Raw genomic sequence first — 22,834 nt, forward strand, 5'->3', positions numbered from 1 at the left:
TTCACTGGTGAAATGCGGCAGCACTCTTTTTATTGCACGGCTATACTACGCTGAGCACGTTCCCAGACGGCGGATTGCCTTTTCCGCAGGAACCGGATGAAACCTATATATACGGTTACATTCATGAAAACGAAGTAAAACGGGATATAGAGGTATTTCGCTTTTATTTGTCGTCTGGTAAGTACATAACCAGCCAGGGCCGCTGAATAAAAGCATAGTTGTGCAATACCGGTTATAATATAGATATCATTTGCTTTGGTCAGGATAAGAATAAGATTGCTCACCAGTGCCAGTAACAGGCCAAGAGGGGCCAGTGTCCATCGGAGTACCCGGTGGGAAACATATTGCCAGGTTATTTTTGGATACCTGAATGGATTTAATAAAGGAAGTAAACGTCCCATCGATTGAAAGCCGCCGGCACAGATCCTTACTTTTCTTTTATATTCATCCCCAAGTGAAGCGGAAGAGGTTTCCATAGCATACGCCGCCGGCTCATACATCACAGTATATCCCTTCATGTTTATCCGGAACGAAAGCATGAAATCGTCAAGTATGGTGTCTTCCGGCAGTTGCTCAAACAACGCGGTGCGAATGGCTATCAATTCACCTGCAGCTCCCATCACGCTATAGAGTTCTGCATCCCATTTTTTCAACAGGGATTCATATTTCCAGTACATACCTTCTCCCTGCGCTTCAGCAGCACCGGTAGTGGGCATTACTTTTTTTTCTCCGGCTACCACGCCCACGCGATCATCTTCAAAGCGTTTCATCAACAGGGCAACCGCTGAAGTATTTAATAAGGTATTAGCATCCGATAATACAACGAAAGGCGTTTTTACCAATGCCATTGCGCGGTTCACTGCCGCCATTTTGCCTTTGCGCTGCGGGTCGTATAACAGCTGTACCATTGGGTACTGCGAGATAATTTCGTTGGTGCGGTCGGAAGAGCCGTCTGTAACAAAGACGAACCGTATTTTCTCGCTGGGGTAGGATTGAGAAAGTGCATTTGCTATCTTTTCGGCAATAAAATCTTCCTCATTATAAGCCGCCACCAGGAAAGTAACTTCTGGTTCAAATGTGCTTTCCTTACGGGCGCTATTGCCCTGCAGTAAACGCTTTATGCGGATTACGATGTAAAGGAATATGCCATAACCTACATAACTATAGCATACGAGTATAAGACTTGTCCAAAATATCACAGACCAAATTGACATAGCGGGAAAGAATTTTATGGGGATGGTTGTTTTGCCACAAAAGTATTATAATTTGTTTCATAGACAACCTGAATTTTATATTATAATTTTGATTTAGATCTCTTTTAGAGATATTTCCCGACCGTTTACAGTGAAATTTCTAACACTTACCCCCTAAATTGAGTCGTTTACCAAAAAAGCAATTGATGATATCAGGGAAATAATATTTTTGTTCCATGTTAATTGAATGACACGTTCAAATAACAGGACAACAAATAAGTAAAAACCATTTTTCCTCTCTCATATCCCCTGAAAGAAACCGCAAGGGTTAATTACCTGATAATTCTTGACCAGATCCCATTTAAAGCCTTCAGGTGTAGGTTATGCACTGTACGCATACTACTACCCAATTAACAGTTTTAAACATTGTTTAGAAAAGAAGGTAAATGAAAAAGAAAATTTTAATAATAGACGACAGTACGCCCATGCGTTATTTGCTGGAAGCGGTTTTAGGGAGAGAATATTCTGTGGTTTCTGCACCGGACGGTCTGGCTGCTATGACATGGCTCCTGAAAGGGAATAAAGCAGATCTTATTATTACAGATCTTCAGATGCCAAACATAGACGGGTGGGAATTACTTGATTATTTATCCGGCAGTTATTTGTACCAGGATGTTCCGGTTATCGTGTTGTCAGGATTTTTTGTGGAGAAGATGAATGAACTCCCGGACAAGTATAATAGTGTAAGACAAGTAGTCCAGAAACCCTTTGATCCTATGCAATTGTTGAATAAGGTGGGTTTCATACTAAATGAGCAATTGAGTATTTCTGCTGTATAGCAAGGTTGTTATATTGAATTAACCAATACACTACTAATAAGCGACATATGAATACCTTTACACCGAACCTGCTGCAGGTAGAGAGCATTAGAGGGGTAGGCAAAGAAGCCTTTCGTTCTGCTGCTGCTGATACCGAAAGCATTATACTTTTTGTTGGTCACCCCCATAAAGAGATGCTTACCGACAATAACCAGTTCAAATGTGTTGTGGCATCTAATGTGGAGGATGCAAGAAAGGTAATGTATCAACTGCAGTATGTCTTCAAAAAAATGCCGGCGGCAATTATTTACCGGTTTGAAAGTGCATATGAGTCAGCCCTGCCTGAATGGGAATCCTTTTTCTCCACTTACCAGTTCCTTAATTCTATCCCTTTTTTCATTTACGCGGATAAAGGTTTTGAGGAACTAAAGTCATTGGTGGTTAAATACAGCTTTATTGATGATGTAATCACCCTGAACGCCTGGCATATGCTTGGTAATAAGATAGCTATTGTAAGCAAGTTTAAGCGGATGCGTACTTTCCCTGCTTATAAAAAGATTTCCATCAACAAAAAGTTATACTCCCGCAGGTTTTACAGCAATTTCATGAAGCGCTCCCTGGATGTGACGCTCGCGGCAACCGGACTAATGTTACTGAGTCCTGTAATGCTGCTGATAGCTGCCCTGATCAGGTTAGAGTCCAAAGGCCCCATCTTTTACGCTGCGAAACGCGCCGGACGCAATTACCGTGTTTTTAAGTTTTATAAATTCCGGACAATGATCCCGGATGCAGACAGGCAGCTTGACAAAATAAAGCATCTTAATCAATATGACGGTAATGGTGCCGGACCTGTGTTTATTAAAGTGTCCAATGATCCCCGTGTAACAAAGCTGGGTGGATTTCTTCGTAACACCAGTCTGGATGAAGTACCACAGCTACTAAATGTGCTCAAAGGCGATATGTCGCTCGTTGGTAACCGTCCTTTGCCCTTATACGAGGCTACCACGCTTACTACTGATGACTGGGTGGAACGATTCCTTGCCCCGGCTGGTATTACAGGTTTGTGGCAGGTAAGTAAAAGAGGTAAAAAAGATATGTCCGTGAAGGAACGGATAGACCTGGATATTAATTATGCGCATAAGCGCTCTTTCAGATATGATATGTGGCTCATCGTGAATACGCCACTGGCACTTGTGCAAAAAGATAATGTATAATGATAGCAATTATAGAGATAATACTGTTTGTTTACCTGGCCGGATGCGTATTCTACAATCTTTTGTTAGCCATTGCCGGCCGTTTAAGCCGGAAAAAAAAGATATTATACGAAGACACTCATATTTACGCCAAAATAGCAATACTTATTCCTGCCTATAAAGAGGACAGTATTATTTTATCTACGGTGGCCAGCTATAACCGGTTGCGGTATCCGGTAGACAAGTATGAAGTGGTGGTAATCGCCGATTCATTACAATCAAGAACCCTGGAGGAGCTCGCTGCTACAGGTGTGAGTCTGGTACCGGTTAAATTCGACAAGAGTACAAAAGCGAAGTCGCTGAATGCTGCATTTGAATATTTGGGAAATGATTACGACCTGGCGCTGATTTGTGATGCGGATAATATGTTGGAAGAAGATTTTCTTTTAAAGATTAATCATGCCTACCAACAGGGAAATCCGGTYATACAAGGACAAAGGGTAGCGAAGAATCTCAATACGCCTTTTGCCATCCTGGATGCGGCCAACGAGATTATTGCCAATTTCCTTTACAGAAAGGGAGCGAATGCTTTAGGATTGTCTTCTTCTGTCATCGGTTCAGGTATGGCTTTCCATTATCCGCTTATAAAGGAGATCTTATTGGAAATTCAAGCCACCGGTGGATTCGATAAAGTGTTACAGCTACTCGTGTTATCTAAAGGACACACGATCCTGTACCTCGAAGATGCCTATGTGTTTGATGAAAAGATTACACACGCAGCCGTATTTGAAAATCAGCGCAAACGCTGGATGTCAAGTCAGCTGGTATATCTGCGCACTTTCTGGAACAAGGGATGGACAGCATTATTCAAGGGCGACATCAATTATTTTAATTTGGCAGTATGTCAGAATGCATTATTACCACGTATGTTATTGCTTGCTGCTTTAACCGCGTTGACAGTGTTTTGTTTTTTACTTCAGCCATTTTTAACAATACCCGCCGCCTTTTGGCTGGGACTGTTTGTATTGAATATGCTCTCCCTTTTACTTCCTATTCCAGGCAAATTTTTCACCAGGTATCTTTTCACAGCAGCCATTACTTTACCCCGTGCTATCGGTATTATGATATTACTGCTGTTTCGCTTAAAGGGGGCAGACAAAACATTTATTCATACTACGCATACCCAAACAGGTATTGACAATCCATTACTAGATGCAGCCAGAAAATAGTACATATTATCCACTGGTATCTATTATAACAGTTAATTATAATAATGCTAAAGTGACCGCGGAATTAATGAGGTCACTCCGGTATAACTCTTACCCTAACCTGGAGGTAATAGTGGTAGATAATGGTTCTGCCGAAAGCCCTGTGGCTGCAATACAAAAGGAATATCCAGCCGCAAAGGTGGTGTTGAGTGGAAAAAACCTGGGTTTTGCAGGGGGAAATAATCTTGGTATAAAAGCCGCCTCCGGAGAATACTTTTTCCTGGTTAATAATGATACTGAATTTACAGAAGGGCTGATAGAAGGTTTGTTGGAAGTATTCAGCAAATACCCGGATGCCGGCGTGGTAAGTCCAAAGTTTCATTATTTTTTCCATAAGGGAACGATTGAATACGCAGGATATAAAGCCGTGGATGCACTCACCGGAAGAAATAGCATGATTGGTTGCAAGGAGCAGGATAATGGTCAGTATGATGCCTTCTCCGAAACGCATTATGCTCATGGAGGCGCGATGATGGTGTCTGCAGAGGCAGTGGGAAAGGTAGGACTAATGCCGGAAGTTTATTTCCTGTATTATGAAGAATTTGACTGGTGCGAGCAGTTCAAACGGCATGGTTATAAGATCTACTATCAGTATAAATCATTGATCTATCATAAAGAGTCTATGACAACGGGAAAGAACAGCCCGCTGAAAACCTACTACATTACGCGGAACAGAATATTGTTCATGCGCAGGAACGTAAAACTTCCTGCCAGGTTGGTTTTTGTACTATATTTTATTTTCCTTACGATACCAAAGAATACAGCACAGTTTTTATTAAAACAGGAATCAGTTCATTTGAAAGCTTTCTGGAATGGAATTCTCTGGAATCTTAAACGCCCTAAACCGGATAACATATGTGTGGCATAGCAGGGTTTATTGATTTTACCCAAAAATCAGATGCGGATACACTGCGAAAAATGACAGATGTGATGGTACACCGCGGTCCAAATGATGCCGGTTATGAAGTATATGAAGATCCCCGTGCAACTATAGGCCTCGGACAACGCCGCCTGTCTATACTGGACCTTTCCAGCTCAGGACATCAGCCCATGCATTACCAGCAATACTCTATTATTTTCAATGGTGAAATATATAACTTCAAAGAAATCCGTACGGAACTTGAAAAATTGGGTTACAATTTTCATTCAGGCGCCGATACGGAAGTGCTGATAAAAGGATATGCGCAGTGGAAGGAGAAGGTACTGGATAAATGCATTGGCATGTTTGCTTTTGTTATTTACGACCGCGAAGCCCGTGAGGTAACACTTTTCCGTGATCGGGCAGGGGTGAAACCTTTATATTATTATTGGCATCATCAAACTTTACTTTTTGCCTCTGAATTGAAAGGGCTCTGTGAGCATCCTTCTTTCAAAAAAGAAATTGATGAGAAAAGCCTGTCCCTGTTTTTACAGTTCAGTTATATTCCTGCTCCGTATACTATTTACAAAAATACACATAAACTAAAGCCGGGTCATACCCTGAAAGTAACACTGGAAGATGCCGGCGTAAATGCGCATGAATACTGGAACGTATTGGACGCCTATCGTCAGCCGCTCACAGGCTTAACACAGTCAGATGTAATCAGGCATACGGAAGAATTGATGCATAGTGCCTATAATTATCGCATGGTGTCTGATGTGCCGGTGGGTGTGTTTTTAAGCGGAGGTTATGATAGCGCCAGTGTGGCGGCTATTCTACAATCCAACACTTCCAGCCGGATTAAAACCTTTACCATTGGTTATAAAGAACCGCAATGGGATGAGTCGCGTGAAGCAAAAAAAATAGCGATGCATCTGGGTACAGAGCATTACGAGTGGATTGTAGGGCCAGCCGAAGCGAAAGATGTGTTGGAACAGTTACCGGAAATATATGATGAACCATTTGCGGATAATTCTACTGTGCCAACTACGCTGGTGAGTAAATTTGCTGCAAAGGAAGTGAAAGTGGTGCTGTCTGCTGATGGTGGCGATGAGGTGTTTGCCGGGTACAATAAATTTAATCAGTCACTCCGTTATACCGGTAGTTTTCCCAAACCCCTGCAACGCACGATCAGTGCAGCCATGTCTGTGGTTTCTCCGGAAGTGATACCTTATTTTAATAAGCAGTACAATTTCGCATCCAGGTATGAAAAAATGAAACTGATATGGGCGAGTGGTAAGCCACAGCAGGCGCTTAAATATATCAGCCAGTACCTGACAGAGAATGAAGTAAATTACTATACCAATTTTCCAGCCGGGGGCTACCGGACAAATTTTGATATGAATGGGGAGCTGGACAACATGAATGATCCGCTGAACCGGCTGCTGGCAGTGGATTATAAAACTTTCCTGGTGGATAATAACCTGGTGAAGGTAGACAGGGCTACGATGTCTGTGAGCATTGAAGGAAGAGAACCAATGCTGGATCACCGACTGGTAGAATTCCTGGCGAAGGTACCCGCTTCATTGAAAGTGAAAGACGGTATCAATAAGTATATCCTTAAAACAATTGTACACAAATATATTCCAAAACCGCTGATGGAGCGCCCTAAACGCCCATTCATAGCGCCATTGCAGGAATGGTTCCGGGATGAACTGAAAGAACAGATGCAGTATTACCTGTCTGGTGCAAGGTTGGCAAAATCAGGTCTTTTTAATGTTCCGCATGTAGAGCAATTGCTGGGAATTTATTTATCCGGAGGAAAAGTCAGCCACCAGAAATTGTGGAACATATTGGTATTCCAGTTATGGTACAGCCGCTGGATAGAAAAATTATAGCATGGACAAAATAAATGGTAAAATACGAGTACTTGAAACTATCCGCCAGGGAAAAATTGGCGGGGGAGAGAGTCATGTGTTGGACCTGGTAGCATCACTGGATAAAGAAACATTTGAGCCTGTTGTACTATCGTTTACAGATGGGCCAATGATAACAGCTTTGCAGCATTTGAATGTTCCTGCATTTGTTATTGACAGTGAAAAGGCGTTTGATATCAGTGTATGGAAAAAAGTAAAGAAATTTATAGCCGAACAGCAAATTGATATTGTGCATGTGCACGGTACCAGGGCAAACACCAATGTATTATGGGCAGCGCGCAACCTGGGCCTGCCGGTAGTATATACTATTCATGGATGGTCGTTTCACGACGGTCTGCATCCGCTATCCAAACGTTTGCGTATCGCTGCAGAAAAGTTTATTACCCGAAAAACACAAATGAATATTTGTGTTTCTGAATCCAATCGGCAAACAGGCATAAAGGCTTTTAAAGGATTTAGCAGTATTGTGGTAAGGAATGGCGTGAATCTGCAAAAGTTCAATCCTGATGCTGTTTACCCTGACCTGCGTGCGGCATATAATATTCCGGCAGATAAACTGCTGATTTGTTATATCGCCCGTATGACCTATCAGAAAGACCCGGTAAGCATGGTAAAGGCATTTGCCACAGCACTTGAAAGTGTCCCTGATCTACAGTTATTAATGATAGGAGATGGAGAACTGAAGACTGCTGCCATGAATGCAGCAACGGAATTGAATGTAGATAAACAGGTAATATTTGATGGTTTCCGGCAGGATGTTCCGGCTGTATTACACGCTGCGGATATCTACTGTCTTCCTTCGTTATGGGAAGGTTTTCCTATTGGTGTGCTGGAAGCAATGGCAATGGGTAAAGCGGTTATAGCCAGCGATGTAGATGGTACAAAAGAGGCGGTGAAGGATGGTGAAAATGGATTACTGGTGCCAGCAGGCAATAACAGCGCACTGGCCGCTGCGATTGTTAAATTGGCCACGGACCATACGTTACGACTGCAGTTACAACAAAATGCGAAAGCTGCCATTGTGGAGCATTTCAATGTAACCGGAATGACAGAAAAGATTTCAGCTGTTTACCTGCAGCTTTGCAAATAATAATACTTTATCAATTTCAATATGACAAAGACCGCAATCACTTACGAATATAACCGCATAACCGATATCAAGCGGCTGAATTTTATTACAGACAGTTTGAAGAAAAACATTCCTGATGGAGGCCGAGTATTGGATGTGGGATGCGGTAATGGCGTTATCAGTCGTCATCTCGGGCAGTTTGGATATGAGGTATTGGGGATAGATATCAGCGAAAAAACTATTGCGGTAGCCAATCAGCGTAATACTTACTCCAATGTAAGGTTTGCTGCTATTAGTGCAGAGGAGCTGACTGCACAGGGTGAAACATACGATGCGGTAATATGCAGTGAAGTGCTGGAACATCTGGATCAGCCACATCTGCTATTGCATACCATTCATGCTTCCTTAAAAGATGATGGGTTATTGGTGGTGACGGTACCCAATGGTAATGGTCCCAGGGAATTGTGTGTGACCCGCCCAATGTTAAAGGCACGGAATAATCCAGCTTTGTGGACTTCTATCAATAAAGTGAAAAGCGTATTGGGATTTAAAGGTACTACCGCACAATCCCAGGCAGATAATCTTGATCATGTGCAGTTCTTTACACGCAGGGATTTGCAGCAACTGGCAGAGGTCAGCCACTTTAAAATAGTACAGTTTGCAAAAACCAATTTTGTGGAAGATGTATTTCCTTTTTCCCTGGTTACCAAAAGAGTTAAATTCCTTCAAACACTGGATTGCCAGGTTGCCGAACTGTTGCCTTATAGTTTTACAGGAGGCTTTAATACCTTGTGGCGGAAAAGTGTAAACTGACGGGTAGATATGCTGCATAAAAAAGGTTGATTCACCATGAATCAACCTTTTTTTATGCTTAGCCCCGTGATGGTGCTATCAATTTTATCCAGTAAGTCGGGCGTTTTTTCGAGGTCAAATTTCCTGGCCAGTAGTTGTCCCGACCGGGTAATTTTGTCAAAATCGCCGGAGGTAAATGTTTTCGGATGTGCTTTTCCTTCAGACCAGTCTATATAGCGGAGGTAATTATTTTCCACGCTGTTTTTGAAAGGACCATTCATAATAATGGTCTGGAATATGAATTCATCTCCTCCCCAGGTACGCTTATAAAATCTTTTTAGTTCAGGATGCGCGTTTACGTATGCCAGGCACCATGCCGCGCATTCCTGTGTAAGGCTCCACCACAGGGAACCTCCATATACTTCCAGGTCCAGGGGATGTCGCCTTGCAGGCAATATCTTATTTAGTAATCCGGCAATTTTGTATTTACCCGGCAAACGGAGATCTTCAAAATGGAAGGACGTTATTTTTGTTATTACGCGTTGAAGTTCTGCTTCCGGTAATATATCCATGAATTGCCGGCCGGGATTGCCGGCAAAAAAATCATGTATCTTATTTATATGTACCAGCGGATAATCCTGTGCGCTGATGAGGTGCAGAAAACCATACTGATGACCAGATGCTACTATAGCTGCTATGCCGTTCAGTGCGGCCTGGATAGTGCCATATCCTGCCCAGGTGACATCTACTCTTTTTTCAATAAAAAACACCTGTGGTAAATTCATCGCTATCTGCCACTCATTGATATCAGACTTGGCATCCAGGTGAATGTAAAAATCTATTTCCGGATGTTGCAGTCTGTCCAGTAAGCGACGTAACTGTTGCGGATTTTTATGACTCAGTATAATAAAGGCTTGCTTCATGTGCGGATATTTATTTGTACTGCAAACGGAACATTTTTATTTTTAGCAATAGGCCTTTGCATTCTTGCCAGCCATTTTTCCAGATACTTTTTATACTGATATCAGAAAGAGAACGACGAAGAAAATAGTATCCAAAAATAACAGCAAATAACAGGTTGAGAGAAGAGGCAATAGCCACTGCACGTATATCCGCAAACATCAGCACCAACGCAATATCGAGCACAATATTTAATACCAGCTTCAGCAGGTTCTTGTAAAAGTTAATCAGCGGTTTATTGATCATATCCAACGTTACCCCAATGAAACGATCAATAGGATAAAGGATAGCAGATAACAGGAATATTCTGACTATATCGGTGGCAGGCAGGTACGCTTTTGCTGCCAGTATTATGATCAATGGTTTGGTGAACAGGAGTAGTCCTGCTACAAATGGAATGATCATAATAGTGACTGTGCCGGTATATTTACAAAACGCATAGGATACTCCCTTCCAGTCATTTCTGTTGGCAGCTCCCGAAATAGTAGGCTGGGAAGTGGCGACAAAACTCCGCAGGATAATTTCAATTACTTCCATGAACTTTTGAGGAATGCTATAGATTGCAACTGCAGTGGGACTGAGCATTGTTCTGAGAACAAGGTTATCAGAGTAGTTCAGCAGGGAAGAGGAAACCATACTGCCTACTATTAACCTGCCATAGTGGTATAAATCCTTCACTTGCTGCCTGGTTCTGGCGGCCATGCTATTTATCGCAGTCCATTTGAATGCCAGACAGTAGATACTCGTTGCCAGCAGAGATAATGAATAGGCGTACAACACATTATGCAGATTTACCTCTTTTAAAAAGAACAACACCCCCAGCAACACAAGAAAAGAACCGTTCTGTAAAAAGCGGATCTGTACAATCTTATCAAATCTGTGTGCAGCCTGTAATACCCAGGTGGCAAAGTTAAATGGAAGGGAAAGTAAAGTCATGATACCCAACCATCCCAGGAAGAAATGCCAGGTAGGACTGAATAATGGAAAGGCGACCACATATACAATAAACGAAAGCAGGATAAAGGAAAGGGTAAGTAGCAGGGAAATGTACCAGGCAGCTCCTGTCACCTGTCTGCTGACCGCTTCGTCAACTCCTGAGCTGAACTTGATGATGCCTGACTGCAACATAGCTGTACGTATCTGATCCAGAATATTATAGGTGGCAAGAAATAATACCCACTCTCCGAAAGCACTTAAAGAAAGCATTCTTACCAGCAGTGCAAAAGAGAGTACATTGAAGAAAGCCATTATCACATTCCCAAGAAGAGAATGAAAATGCCTGTTACGAAAAACCGATAAAAACTTAAAAGCCATGAAACAATAATTACAATCGTATTATGTGAAAATCATGGTCTTTAATAGGATGAGGTTTAAAAAATGGGGCAATTATTCAGATACTGAAAGTGCAAAGGTAGTTTTTTTCGACGAAAAAAAAGAAGAGATTGGCCGCCATAAATTGAAAATAAACAAATAAGTATAAATGTAAAATAGTTATACTTTATTTATTGTGCACATATATGTTAATTTTTTTAATTATGTGATTAAAAAAAAAGCTTTCTTTGTAATATCGGAAGCTTTCTATTGAGAAACTTTTTAAGGAGAAACTATGAGGATAGATTTTTAAAAACTTTGCAAGCCATATAATTTTATGATTAACCTTTTGCTATCGCTAAGGCAACCTTTGTGCCGCAGCATTTATAGGCTAGGCGCTATTTTATTTCTGTCGTTTTTAGGATCCCCCCGGAGCTTTGGTCAGGTACAAACTGCCAGATCTTTCAATGATCCCACAATGACCAACATAAAAGGTTTCTATGAATATCTTCCCGCCGGGTATACACCTGGCAGCGGCAAAAAGTATCCCCTTATCATTTTCTTTCATGGAGTAGGAGAACTGGCCAGTTCTGGTGCACCCCTTTCAGCAGTATTAAATAATGGTCTCCCTAAAGTAATTGCACAGGGCAAATTCCCGACCACCTTCACTGTCAACAACAAGGATTTTTCGTTTATAGTGATTTCCCCCCAGTTCAATACCTGGCCGGGGTCTGCGGATGCAATTAAGTTTAAAAATTACCTGCTTACAAAATATGATATTGACGCTGACCGGATTTATATTACTGGGTTAAGTATGGGAGGAGGAGAAGCGTGGGGAGCCTTATCCGAAAATAAAGCAGAAGCAAAAGCATTTGCCGCCTCGGCGGTTGTTTGCGGTTATTATCCTCCTACCACCACACTGGCTGCAAATATCGCGGGCAACAATACACCAATCTGGGCCTTCCATAATCAGGTAGATCCCAACGTACCACCGGACTATTCCATTAACTGGGTGAAGGACATCAACGCCAGTACACCAACACCAAATCCGCTTGCAAGGGTCACCATTTTCAATGCTTCCGGCCATGACGCATGGACGAAGGCCTATGATCCTGCCTATAAAGAAAATAATAAAAATATGTACGAATGGATGTTACAATACTCCAAAAGTGGAGTGGTAACACCACCTGTTACGGGAGGCCGGCGTATTGTAGTGCCAATGACCAACACCGCCAACGGACGTGCAGAAATGTACTATCCGAACGCTATGGCTACATTGGGTGTTCAGCCAGGTGATACATTATGTATTCCGGCAGGAGAGTATGAGTATCTTCATTTGGGTAATATTACCGGTACCGCTGCAAAGCCCGTTGTAATCACGAACTGCGGAGGACAGGTAAAACTGGGTGTCAAAAACCAGGGAACTGCCGCTGTTTTTAATGCACCCACCTGTCGGTTTGTGGAGATCAGCGGTAGCGGAGATAAAAATTATGAATATGGCTTTGACCTGAATGGTACTAATATTACCGGCTTACAGATATTTGGTCTGACCCTTGGTGTAGGTAGCTCCGATTTTGATGTACATAACATATTTATTCATGACGGAGGCATCATGTTGCAGGCTAAAACCCTGCAAACCTGCGCGCAACCGCAATACCTGGAAGGAAGTTATGTGATGAAGAATGTGAAAATTCACCACATCAAGTGCCTGAACTCACTATGGGAAGGCTTCTACATAGGTAATACCCATTATTTCTGGACAGAAGGTACCTGTACAGATATGCGTTCACACTGGATAGAAAACATCCAGGTATATGACAATTATCTCGAAAACATTGGTAGCGATGCGATGCAGATCTCCATGGCAAAAAACGGGGATAACCGTGTTTTTAATAACAGGATTGTAAACTATGGCATGTCACAGAATTCCGCGCAAGGCTACGGCATTCTCGTTGGCTCCGGTTCGAGCCTCAAAGTTTACAACAACAATATTTCGGTTGGTTACATGCCAGGAGTAACGATCTTCGGATCTGGTGTAAGTGAGATCTATAATAATGTGATCTCAGATATCCATTATGAAGGCATTAATGTGTCTGATAAAATCCCGGCTAATACTACGCCGGATATTTTTCCTCCTCCGGCTGCCGTTATTTATAACAATACCATTATTAATACAGACAACGGGTCGAATGCGATCAAGATCTTTGCGTATCAGACGCCCATCGGACACCAGGTGTATAACAACCTGATGGTGCAGAAAGGAACTGCTTATGACTATCCCGTAAGGGGGATGTATATAAAAGGAGACCTGCCTATTAAATTGTTGTATTCAAATAACCTCTGTTATCCCAACCAGGCTGCCGCCAATTTTGTAGATAGTGCCAGCAAAAATTATCACCTGCTGCCAACATCTTCAGCGGTAGATGCAGGCCGGGATATGAGTGACTTTAATTTGAATACGGACTATGATAGCACCTCCCGCCCGCAGCAGGTAAAATATGATGTGGGTGCTTTTGAACTGAAAGCAGGAACCAGCTCACCGCCACTGGCAAATGCCGGAAGCAATATTACTATTACCCTGCCGGTCAATAGTGTAGCCCTCGACGGCTCAGGCTCCAAAGCAGCAAGTGGCAGTACAATCACGGGCTATGCATGGAAAAAAATAAGTGGCCCGGCTGCGGACATCATTACTAATGGTAATACAGCTAAACCAAGTATTACGGCTCTTACGCAGGGAACCTTTGTATATGAACTTACAGTTACAGATAGTAAAGGACTAACAGGAACCGCCCGGGTGAGTGTCATCGTTAAGCCGGCTGCCAATAAACCACCGGTAGCCAATGCGGGCAATAACATCCAGATTCAGTTGCCTGTAAATAGTACCTCATTGGATGGAAGTGGTTCAACCGATGCAGACGGACAAATTACTACCTGGTCCTGGAAGAAGACTGCTGGTCCGGCCGGCGGCGATCTTACAGCAGCCGGGTCGGTTAAAACAAATGCCGGTAATCTGCAGGAAGGTACTTATACCTTTCAGCTTACAGTAACAGATAACGCAGGCGCCACCAGCGTTGCCAGTGTAAACGTAGTAGTACTGGCTGCAATCATCAATAAACCACCGGTAGCCAATGCCGGCAATAATATTCAGATTCAGTTACCAGTGAATACCGCTTCATTGGATGGAAGTGGGTCTACTGATGCAGATGGACAAATTACTACCTGGGCATGGAAGAAGACCGCTGGCCCGGCCGGCGGCGATCTTACAACAGCCGGAGCGGCTAAAACGAATGCGGGTAATCTGCAGGAAGGTACTTATACTTTTCAGCTGTCAGTAACAGACAATTCGGGCGCCAGCAGCAGTGCCAGCGTAAATGTAGTGGTACTGGCGGCAGCTCAGCAAAACAAACCACCGGTAGCCAATGCCGGCAATAATATTCAGATTCAGTTACCAGTGAATAGTGCTTCGTTGGATGGAAGTGGGTCTACTGATGCAGATGGACAAATTACTACCTGGGCGTGGAAGAAGACTGCTGGCCCAGCCGGCGGTGATCTTACAGCAGCCGGGGCAGCTAAAACGAATGCAGATAATCTGCAGGAAGGTACGTATACTTTTCAGCTGACAGTAACGGACGATTCAGGCGCCAGCAGCAGTGCCAGTGTAAACGTAGTAGTACTGGCGGCAGTTCAGCAAAACAAACCACCGGTAGCCAATGCCGGCAATAATATTCAGATTCAGTTACCAGTGAATAGCACCTCGTTGGATGGAAGCAGTTCTACCGATGCAGATGGACAAATTACTACCTGGTTGTGGAAGAAGACTGCTGGCCCAGCCGGCGGCGATCTTTCTGCATCCGGGTCCTCAAAAACGAATGTGAGTAATCTGCAGGAAGGTACCTATACTTTTCAGCTGACAGTAACAGATAATTCAGGTGCAAGCAGTAGTGCCAGTGTAAACGTAATCGTATTGGCAGCGGTTGAACCAAACAAACCGCCGGTAGCCAACGCCGGTAATAATATCCAGGTTCAGCTACCCGTTAACACTGCCTCACTGGATGGAAGCGCTTCCAGCGATCCGGACGGACAAATTACGACGTGGTTGTGGCAGAAAACTGCTGGTCCTGCCGGTGGAAATCTTGCTGCAGCAGGCCAGGTTAAGACCAGCATCAGTAATCTGGTAGCAGGTACTTACACTTACCAGCTGACAGTAACGGATGACAAGCAAGCCACAGCTACAGCTACTGTAAATGTAGTAGTATTGCCTGCGGTAGTTGAGAACAAACCGCCGGTAGCGTTAACTGCCGGTGACAGAATTGTACAACTTCCAATAGAAGCAGTTTTTGCAGACGGTACTGCTTCCTATGATACAGATGGAAGCATTAAGACATATACATGGTCGCAGGTATCCGGGCCGGCAACGGCGGAAATTATAAACCCTGACCGCGCGCAAACCCTGATCAAAAGCCTGAAGGTAGGGGATTATAAATTCCAGCTCCTTGTAACGGATAATCTGGGCGCTACTGCTTCGACTCTCTTTCATGTTACAGTAATCGCATCAAGTCAGGATCTTCATGTAGAGGACTCTGCCCGTATTTTTCCTAATCCGGCTGTGAGCTATATCCGCCTGCATGTGGTGCGGAAAGGTACTGCTCCTTTGCAGGTGCGTATTTTTGATGTGAAAGGAAGACTACATCAGAATATCAGGTATACCATCGGTGAATCATTCCAGACGGACATCAACATCACTAACATGCCTACCGGGTATTATCTGATGGAGGTGAAAGGAGAAGGTGATAGTTTCCGTTGGACCGGGCATTTTGTCAAGGTCACCAATTAGATTTTTTCCCAGGTACCGGTTGCAGGTTGGTATTGGCGGATAGGGCGGGCAGGATTGCCGGCTACTACCGTATAAGGGGGAACGTTTTTGGTAACTACACTACCACCTGCTACAACGGAATGGCGTCCAATAGTTACACCTGCAGTGATAACGCTGTTGGCGCCAATCCAGCAATCATCTTCCACTACTATTTCGGCTACAGAGCAGGGCTGTAGCGCGATAGGTACATTGGGATCGGTATAACCGTGGTTAAGTCCCGATAATACAATGTTTTGTGCCAGTATAACATTATCGCCTATACGTACAGGACCAATGACAACATTTCCAATTCCTATTCTGGTATGGTCGCCGATGATGACTGCTCCCATTCCGTTATTGACGGTTGCAAAATCCTCAATGGTTGAATAACGGCCAAGTATAAACGTATTAAAAGGAAGTACATCTATCCTGGTGCGTCTTCTTATCAGAGAGCCCTTTCCCTTTTTATGCTTGAATGGGTTGACAAACCATTGAACCCATTTACGGGGGCGCGCCTGATTTTTAGGCATCAGCAGGTATAAAGCCAGTTTTTTCAGGCCGGGACGTTGTTTTATGTTGTCTATGATAGTCATAATTAATGGCCGCTGGTGTTTAATATGGCCTGGTAAATTGCCGTCACGGAATTTTCCCAGGTATGAGTACCTGCAAATTGTATGCGTTCTGCTGCCAAAGAACCGGAACGCTCAGATAAAGCTTTTTCTATCAGTGGAATATAATGATCTGGTGTGGCAGCGAGGTATACATAATCTTTGAATAATTCCATCGTTTTGGTGGCAGTCGCTACAACAGGTTTTCCCATTGCCAGATATTCATCAATTTTTAAAGGGTAGTTGCCAACAGTGACAGTATTCAGGACTTGTGGATTGATGCACACGTCAAAGGACTGCACATAAGCTGGAAGTACGGAGATATCCTTTTTCCCGGTGAAATGAACATTCGGAAGCTGGTGCAGATCCGATTGGAGGAAGTCTTCATCTTCCGGCCCCACGAGTACCACTTGCCACCCGGGGCGCTCCCTGGCTATTTTAAGCAGGATGCTGATGTCCAGTCGCAGTGATTTAAGCGCACCTACATAACCTATTACAGGTCCCTTTCCAACAGGAATATCAGTTGGAACCGGATGTTTTATATCGGCATCAAAAAGTTGTAAATCACACCCCTGGCCAACATAGTAACTGGAAGGATTATACTTTTGCAGCATTTCCGCCAGGTACAGTGAATTTGCCACTGCCACATCGGCTTTGGCAATATGACGGGGTTCCAGTTGCAATCCATGTTTTTGCCAGTAAGGTACCCCCAGCAGATAGTCTCTGCTGTAATAAACATACTTTTCCGGTTGAAGTAACTCCTTCAGGTAGTATCCCCGGAATATATCATTGTCATTAAACAGGATGATGTCTTTGAAATTCATTGCTGTCACCGCTTCTCTGATGCTATCAGCGAACTTCCGGTTATTACGCCTGTTAAACCAGGAGAACAGGGGGGTAAAGGGTAGCCAGTTAATGGATTCCAGCACAACGGAAGGGTAGAAGTTCCATAGATTGTCGCCAATCGGCACAATGGAAGGTACTTTTTTATCTTTAGTGTCAAGGTGATACTGCACATGCGGATCTCCTTTCCCGTTTAAAATAGTACGTCTGTCTAATGGAGCGTTTATATATAACACCCGGTTATGCCGCGCAAACTCCTGCGCAATGTTTTTACAGTTGCTGCCAATAGCGGTATACCATTGTTGAAGCCCTATAATAACTATATCTCTGTTTTGGATTAAAGGCACAGTAGTAAGGTCTAAGTGTATCGGTTTGAGTAAAGGTAATATTTGGTAATAGGTTTACCTGGGGTATGGTTAAATTATTGCAGTCGTTAAATTAATCCGCAATTTAAATAAAAAAATCAATATTATTGAACAAGTCACTAAGGGACTGAGTTTTAATTAAAAACAGAAAATCATTCTATGTCGGAAACAATTGAAATCAGGACACTCACGGTAGAGGACTACCTGGACCTGAAAGAATCTATGGTGTCTGCCTATGCAGATATGGCCGGCAGCTATTGGAGAGAGCCCACCATACAAAGGCTGATCACACTTTTCCCTGAAGGTCAGATTGCGGTAACGGTGAATGACAAAGTGGTAGGGTGCGCTCTGGCCATTATTGTAGACTACGAGAAGTTCGGGGATAGTCATACTTATGAGCAGATCACTGGTTATTATACTTTTAATACCCATAATCCAAAGGGAGATATATTGTACGGCATTGAAGTATTTGTGCATCCTGACTACCGGGGTAAGCGACTTGCCCGGCGTTTGTATGATGCACGTAAAAATCTCTGTGAACAACTGAATTTACAGGGGATTGTAGCTGGTGGCCGTATTCCCAATTATGAAAAGTATGCCGAACGTTTGTCACCCAGGGAGTATATAGAAAAAGTGCAGGACCGGGAGATCTATGATCCTACGTTAACTTTTCAGTTCTCCAATGATTTTACCGTAAAGAAAATACTTAAAAATTATTTGCCGAATGATGAGGCGTCTATGGGGTTTGCCACCTTGCTGCAGTGGTTTAATATTTACTATGAGAAAGACCTGGATACCATCCGCTATAATAAATCTACAGTACGTATTGGGTTGGTGCAGTGGCAGATGCGGGATTATGGCAGCCTGGAAGGGTTTCTGCAACAGGTTGAATATTTCATTGATGCGGTGAGTGACTATGGGTCAGACTTCGTGGTATTCCCCGAATTGTTCAACTCTCCGCTGATGAAGGAATTTAACCAGATGGATCCTGCGGGAGCGATCAGGGGGGTAGCAAAGTACACCGATAAGTTGCGGGAAATTTTCCAGCAGCATGCAGTTGCCTACAATGTGAATATCATTTCCGGGAGCATGCCCATCGTAATTGACGAAGTCCTGTATAATATCTCTTATCTGTGCCGTCGGGACGGAACTTATGAGCAATATATCAAAATCCACCCAACACCCGGAGAAGTGTCGGCCTGGGGGATTAAAGGTGGAAGTGAGATAAAAGTGTTTGACACAGATTGTGGTAAGATAGGAATACAGATCTGCTATGACGTGGAGTTCCCGGAGCCTTCACGTATCCTGGCCGAACAGGGGATGCAGATCCTTTTTGTTCCTTTTATGACAGATACGCAGCATGCATATAACCGCGTACGCTTTTGTGCACAGGCAAGGGCCGTTGAAAATGAATGTTATGTAGCCATTGCTGGTTGTATTGGTAACCTGCCCAAAGTAAATAACATGGATTTACAATACGCACAATCTTCGGTATTTACACCCTCAGATTTTGCGTTTCCGGTAACAGGCATCAAAGCAGAATCTACTCCTAATACAGAAATGGTGGTCATCGCCGATGTGGATCTTGTGCTTTTAAAAGAATTGCATGCGTTTGGAAGTGTGCAGACAAAAAAAGATATGCGTAAAGATCTTTACGAAGTAAAATGGAAGAAAAAGTGATTACCAGGTAGTTACTGGTCATACATTTTCGGGAATAGTTTTTCAGGAACATAAAAGTTAGTAAACAAGGAAAGTTGCAATACAGAAGGGATTGCAGCTTCCCTTTTTTATTTGTAGATTTAAGTAAACTCCCCGGTTATGAAAGATGCAGCCTATTATCCCTCCTGGAGAAATCTTTCCAAATACAAACAGTACCTGGCCTACTTTAGTGAGTATATCCGGCATAACGACTGGAAATCCCTCCAGGCTTCCCTTAAGCTGGTATTATTAAACAAACCTACGCAGAAGGGCTGGCAGGCCACATCTGCATTAGGGCTTTTCAGGATAAGGGCAGGTACAACCGATTTTCAGTTCATTAACTATGCTTATGAGAAACGAGTCCGTAACTACCTGAAACAACAACTGGATCAGGGCAAACTGGATGGGTTTATTGATATCGGCGCCTGCATAGGTGAGTATGATATCTGGCTGGGTGGTCTGGGAGTGTCCTGTGTTGCTTTTGAACCAGTTAATTTTAAAGCGGTGGAAGAGAATATAAAGCTGAATAATGTAGGCAGCAAAGTAAAGCTCTTTGCCTGTGGCCTTGGTAGTCACCAGGAAAAGGTAAACTTCAATATTATGAGCACTGTTACAGGCTCGAGTTATATAGACCGCGATAACAAAGAAGGTGGAAATATTCCCATCGAGAAACTGGATGATCTGCTACCGGAACTTGGATTTGCCCCCGGCAGCCAACTGGTTGTAAAACTGGATGTGGAAGGAATGGAAACGGAAGTGCTGGAAGGAGCCAGGCAATTCATCCAACAAACACCTCAGCTTCGTATTATTTTTGAACGTTATGAAGGGGACAATACTGTAAACGATAAATTAAGCTCATTAGCTGATTTTACTTTTGAAAGACTCGATGAGTTTAATTACCTCGCCATCAAAAAATAAATACCGGTAACTGTTTTTGTTAAGGGCAATACGTTTTAATGGACGTGTTGCCTTCGCATTTTGTGAAGGAAAACCACCCAAATAACCGGAAAATGGATGGTATATTATTTATATACATAACGAAAGCAAACGACTTGTCATTGATCCGTTTCAGTGCTATTTTCCCTCATATAAATTATTGATTAACAGATATCAATAGGAATTACTTAAATTGATTCTTTAAGAATGGAACGACTATTCTATACCGGTTCCGTAAAAAATTATTATTTTGGAAGCGTTTTTATTTAAACTAATCTGGTAGATATATCTTATTAAATAGCTAATAATCAATAAATAATAAATAATTAAGAAGATGAGTAACAAGATCAATTTAGCACTACAAATCATTCCTTCCGTGCCTTCAGAGCAGGTGTATGCGGTTGTAGATGAAGCCATTGCCGTGATCCAGGCATCCGGTGTAAAATACAGGGTATGCCCTTTCGAAACAGTGATGGAAGGAACCTACGAAGAGCTGATGGAAGTGGTTCGTAAAACCCAGGAAGTATGTTTTAAAGCAGGTGCGTCTCAGTTATTAGTGTATATAAAAATGCAGATAAGAAAAGACAGTGATGTAACCATGGAAGAAAAAACAGGGAAGTATGACAGCATATAGCTAAATTTTTTTATCTTACCGGTCGAACAAAAGGAGAGGAACTTATGCGATACGCCGCCCCATTGGATGATAATTCAAAACTGGTCACTAACCTTGTCATCATTCTTACATTGGTTTTTTTATGCAGACAGATCACTGATATTTCTCACGACTCTGTTACTACAACAATATTGCTGTTTATTCTGATACCGGTTATCGTGGTCGCCTGGAGCCTGAGTCCCCAATATTATACTATCACGGCAACGGCTATACTTATCAAACGACCGCTTTATAGTATCACCATTGAGATGGAAGATGTGGTAAGACTGAGAAGTATAACTGAAGAAGACCTGGGTAACAGTTCCCGTTTACYGGCTTTTGGAGGCGTATTCGGATACCTGGGTACCTACCGCTCCAGCGAAATAGGAAAGTACCAACGTTGGTGTACCAACCGGGAAAACCTGGTGCTGATAGAATCAGATAAACAAAAATGGTTGATCAGCCCTTCAGAAGCAGAGGATTTTGTAAAGAAGGTCAATAAGATCATTAACATAGCAGCGATCTGACAACATAAGCACCTGCATAAAGCTATAAAAGCGAAGATCCGGACAGTCACAGACTGTACCGGATCTTCGCTTTTATAGCTTTCACTTTCTCGATTTTTCCGGTAGCTAATCTTCCATCTATCCCGAAAACACGTTCCCCGAATTATCTTATATTTATAGTAATCAAAATAATCTCCTATGGCAAAACAAATGTCTATCATTCCTTTTACGGGAAAACTCGGCCCTCTCATTGGGTATAAGCGCAATGGCAACTACTTCCTGCGCTCCATGCCTGAAAGCGTACGGCAAACCACTGCTACCCGTCGCGCATCCAGACGCTTTGGCATCGCCAGCAGGAAAGGTGCTTTTATCCGCCATGCTTTTTACGGCAACCTGGATATCCACTGTGACGGCGGCCACATCAATCGGCTGAACAAGCTACTCATTGCTGCCGGTGATCATCATGCGGCCCTAACTGGCTTCCGCTTCAATCAGCATACCGGAATAGATCGCTTTTTTGCGGTGGCTCCCCGGCTTCTCCCTAACGGGATATTAAATATTCCCGTACAAACCATCGATGGGTATAAAGGCATTGCTGCCCTCGAAGTAAAAGTGATCGCCACGCGTATTGATTTTATATCACGCCAGGTGACGGGTAGCGAAACGGTTACGCTCATGATAGCCCCCGATACCACTTTCCAGGAAACAAATGTTTCGCTGGATGTACCCGGGGAGGGTTCACTGGTAGTGATTTTCCAGGTAAGAGCGATGTACAAAGATGGCCCATCGCGCAGCAGACAATATATGGCCGCCGATATTATTGCGGTGGCAGCGCCACAGGTACCCAAATCTGCGAATAAACGTAGGTACCCAAAGCAGACAAGATTGCTTCCCAACCTTACCTATACTCACGCATATCCAGCTATCATTCAACTGGAATAAAGCTAATTTGCCCCCGGAGATATTTTGATGAA

18 protein-coding genes are annotated in these 22,834 nt (G+C 43.1%); 13 read left to right on the forward strand and 5 right to left on the reverse strand.

Features of this window, described 5'->3' with window-relative positions; translation table 11 throughout:
* Positions 1-29: 29 nt before the first annotated feature.
* Positions 30-1,214, reverse strand: coding sequence for a glycosyltransferase family 2 protein (locus tag AB4Z08_RS27645; RefSeq protein WP_441577024.1), 1,185 nt, complete (start codon positions 1,212-1,214; stop codon positions 30-32).
* A 425-nt stretch (positions 1,215-1,639) separates the two neighbouring features.
* On the opposite strand from AB4Z08_RS27645, the gene AB4Z08_RS27650 reads away from it, so the two are divergent.
* Genes AB4Z08_RS27650 through AB4Z08_RS27680 form a run of 7 tightly spaced genes read left to right on the forward strand, consistent with a single transcriptional unit; the run spans position 1,640 to position 9,150 of the window.
* The gene (locus AB4Z08_RS27650; protein WP_441577025.1) at positions 1,640-2,032 is read left to right on the forward strand and encodes a response regulator; all 393 of its coding nucleotides are present in this window, start codon (positions 1,640-1,642) and stop codon (positions 2,030-2,032) included.
* Positions 2,033-2,079: 47 nt separating this feature from the next.
* Positions 2,080-3,225 (forward strand): sugar transferase, encoded by a 1,146-nt coding sequence (locus AB4Z08_RS27655; RefSeq protein WP_441577026.1) that lies wholly within the window; start codon positions 2,080-2,082, stop codon positions 3,223-3,225.
* Positions 3,225-4,433 (forward strand): glycosyltransferase, encoded by a 1,209-nt coding sequence (locus AB4Z08_RS27660; RefSeq protein ID WP_441577027.1) that lies wholly within the window; start codon positions 3,225-3,227, stop codon positions 4,431-4,433. The genes AB4Z08_RS27655 and AB4Z08_RS27660 overlap by 1 nt, the downstream gene beginning before the upstream one ends.
* Positions 4,417-5,340 carry a glycosyltransferase family 2 protein gene (locus tag AB4Z08_RS27665; protein WP_441577028.1) on the forward strand — a complete coding sequence of 308 codons (924 nt, stop codon included), beginning with the start codon at positions 4,417-4,419 and terminating at the stop codon, positions 5,338-5,340. Before AB4Z08_RS27660 ends, AB4Z08_RS27665 begins: the two co-directional genes overlap by 17 nt.
* Positions 5,328-7,229, forward strand: a complete 1,902-nt coding sequence (asnB, locus tag AB4Z08_RS27670) for an asparagine synthase (glutamine-hydrolyzing) (RefSeq protein ID WP_441577029.1) — start codon at positions 5,328-5,330, stop codon at positions 7,227-7,229. Before AB4Z08_RS27665 ends, asnB begins: the two co-directional genes overlap by 13 nt.
* Position 7,230: 1 nt before the next feature.
* A complete protein-coding gene (locus AB4Z08_RS27675) occupies positions 7,231-8,358 on the forward strand; it encodes a glycosyltransferase family 4 protein (RefSeq protein ID WP_441577030.1) in 1,128 nt (375 codons plus the stop codon).
* A 21-nt stretch (positions 8,359-8,379) separates the two neighbouring features.
* Positions 8,380-9,150, forward strand: coding sequence for a class I SAM-dependent methyltransferase (locus AB4Z08_RS27680; protein WP_441577031.1), 771 nt, complete (start codon positions 8,380-8,382; stop codon positions 9,148-9,150).
* A gap of 41 nt (positions 9,151-9,191) precedes the next feature.
* Here AB4Z08_RS27680 and AB4Z08_RS27685 read toward each other — a convergent pair whose 3' ends face one another.
* Complete coding sequence (locus AB4Z08_RS27685; protein WP_441577032.1) at positions 9,192-10,052, reverse strand: beta-1,6-N-acetylglucosaminyltransferase; 861 nt, start codon at positions 10,050-10,052, stop codon at positions 9,192-9,194.
* A 10-nt stretch (positions 10,053-10,062) separates the two neighbouring features.
* The gene (locus AB4Z08_RS27690; RefSeq protein ID WP_441577033.1) at positions 10,063-11,403 is read right to left on the reverse strand and encodes a lipopolysaccharide biosynthesis protein; all 1,341 of its coding nucleotides are present in this window, start codon (positions 11,401-11,403) and stop codon (positions 10,063-10,065) included.
* Between the two features lie 475 nt (positions 11,404-11,878).
* On the opposite strand from AB4Z08_RS27690, the gene AB4Z08_RS27695 reads away from it, so the two are divergent.
* Positions 11,879-16,234 carry a PKD domain-containing protein gene (locus AB4Z08_RS27695; RefSeq protein ID WP_441577034.1) on the forward strand — a complete coding sequence of 1,452 codons (4,356 nt, stop codon included), beginning with the start codon at positions 11,879-11,881 and terminating at the stop codon, positions 16,232-16,234.
* Here the strand turns inward: AB4Z08_RS27695 and AB4Z08_RS27700 are convergent.
* Positions 16,231-16,845 (reverse strand): acyltransferase, encoded by a 615-nt coding sequence (locus AB4Z08_RS27700; protein WP_441577035.1) that lies wholly within the window; start codon positions 16,843-16,845, stop codon positions 16,231-16,233. The two genes, AB4Z08_RS27695 and AB4Z08_RS27700, sit on opposite strands and share 4 nt — an antisense overlap.
* 2 nt (positions 16,846-16,847) lie before the next feature.
* Positions 16,848-18,050: a glycosyltransferase gene (locus tag AB4Z08_RS27705; protein WP_441577036.1), complete on the reverse strand. Its 1,203-nt coding sequence runs from the start codon at positions 18,048-18,050 to the stop codon at positions 16,848-16,850.
* 177 nt (positions 18,051-18,227) lie between these two features.
* On the opposite strand from AB4Z08_RS27705, the gene AB4Z08_RS27710 reads away from it, so the two are divergent.
* The 5 genes from AB4Z08_RS27710 (at position 18,228) to AB4Z08_RS27730 (ending at position 22,802) form a co-directional block, all read left to right on the forward strand.
* The gene (locus tag AB4Z08_RS27710) at positions 18,228-19,748 is read left to right on the forward strand and encodes a GNAT family N-acetyltransferase (RefSeq protein ID WP_441577037.1); all 1,521 of its coding nucleotides are present in this window, start codon (positions 18,228-18,230) and stop codon (positions 19,746-19,748) included.
* 138 nt (positions 19,749-19,886) lie between these two features.
* Positions 19,887-20,684: an FkbM family methyltransferase gene (locus AB4Z08_RS27715; protein ID WP_441577038.1), complete on the forward strand. Its 798-nt coding sequence runs from the start codon at positions 19,887-19,889 to the stop codon at positions 20,682-20,684.
* Between the two features lie 352 nt (positions 20,685-21,036).
* Positions 21,037-21,336: a thiamine-binding protein gene (locus AB4Z08_RS27720; protein WP_441577039.1), complete on the forward strand. Its 300-nt coding sequence runs from the start codon at positions 21,037-21,039 to the stop codon at positions 21,334-21,336.
* 44 nt (positions 21,337-21,380) lie between these two features.
* Positions 21,381-21,881, forward strand: a complete 501-nt coding sequence (locus tag AB4Z08_RS27725) for a PH domain-containing protein (RefSeq protein WP_441577040.1) — start codon at positions 21,381-21,383, stop codon at positions 21,879-21,881.
* 177 nt (positions 21,882-22,058) lie between these two features.
* Positions 22,059-22,802: a hypothetical protein gene (locus tag AB4Z08_RS27730; RefSeq protein ID WP_441577041.1), complete on the forward strand. Its 744-nt coding sequence runs from the start codon at positions 22,059-22,061 to the stop codon at positions 22,800-22,802.
* Positions 22,803-22,834 lie beyond the last annotated feature (32 nt).

The organism is Chitinophaga sp. RAB17 (assembly GCF_052114225.1).
Lineage (GTDB): Bacteria > Bacteroidota > Bacteroidia > Chitinophagales > Chitinophagaceae > Chitinophaga.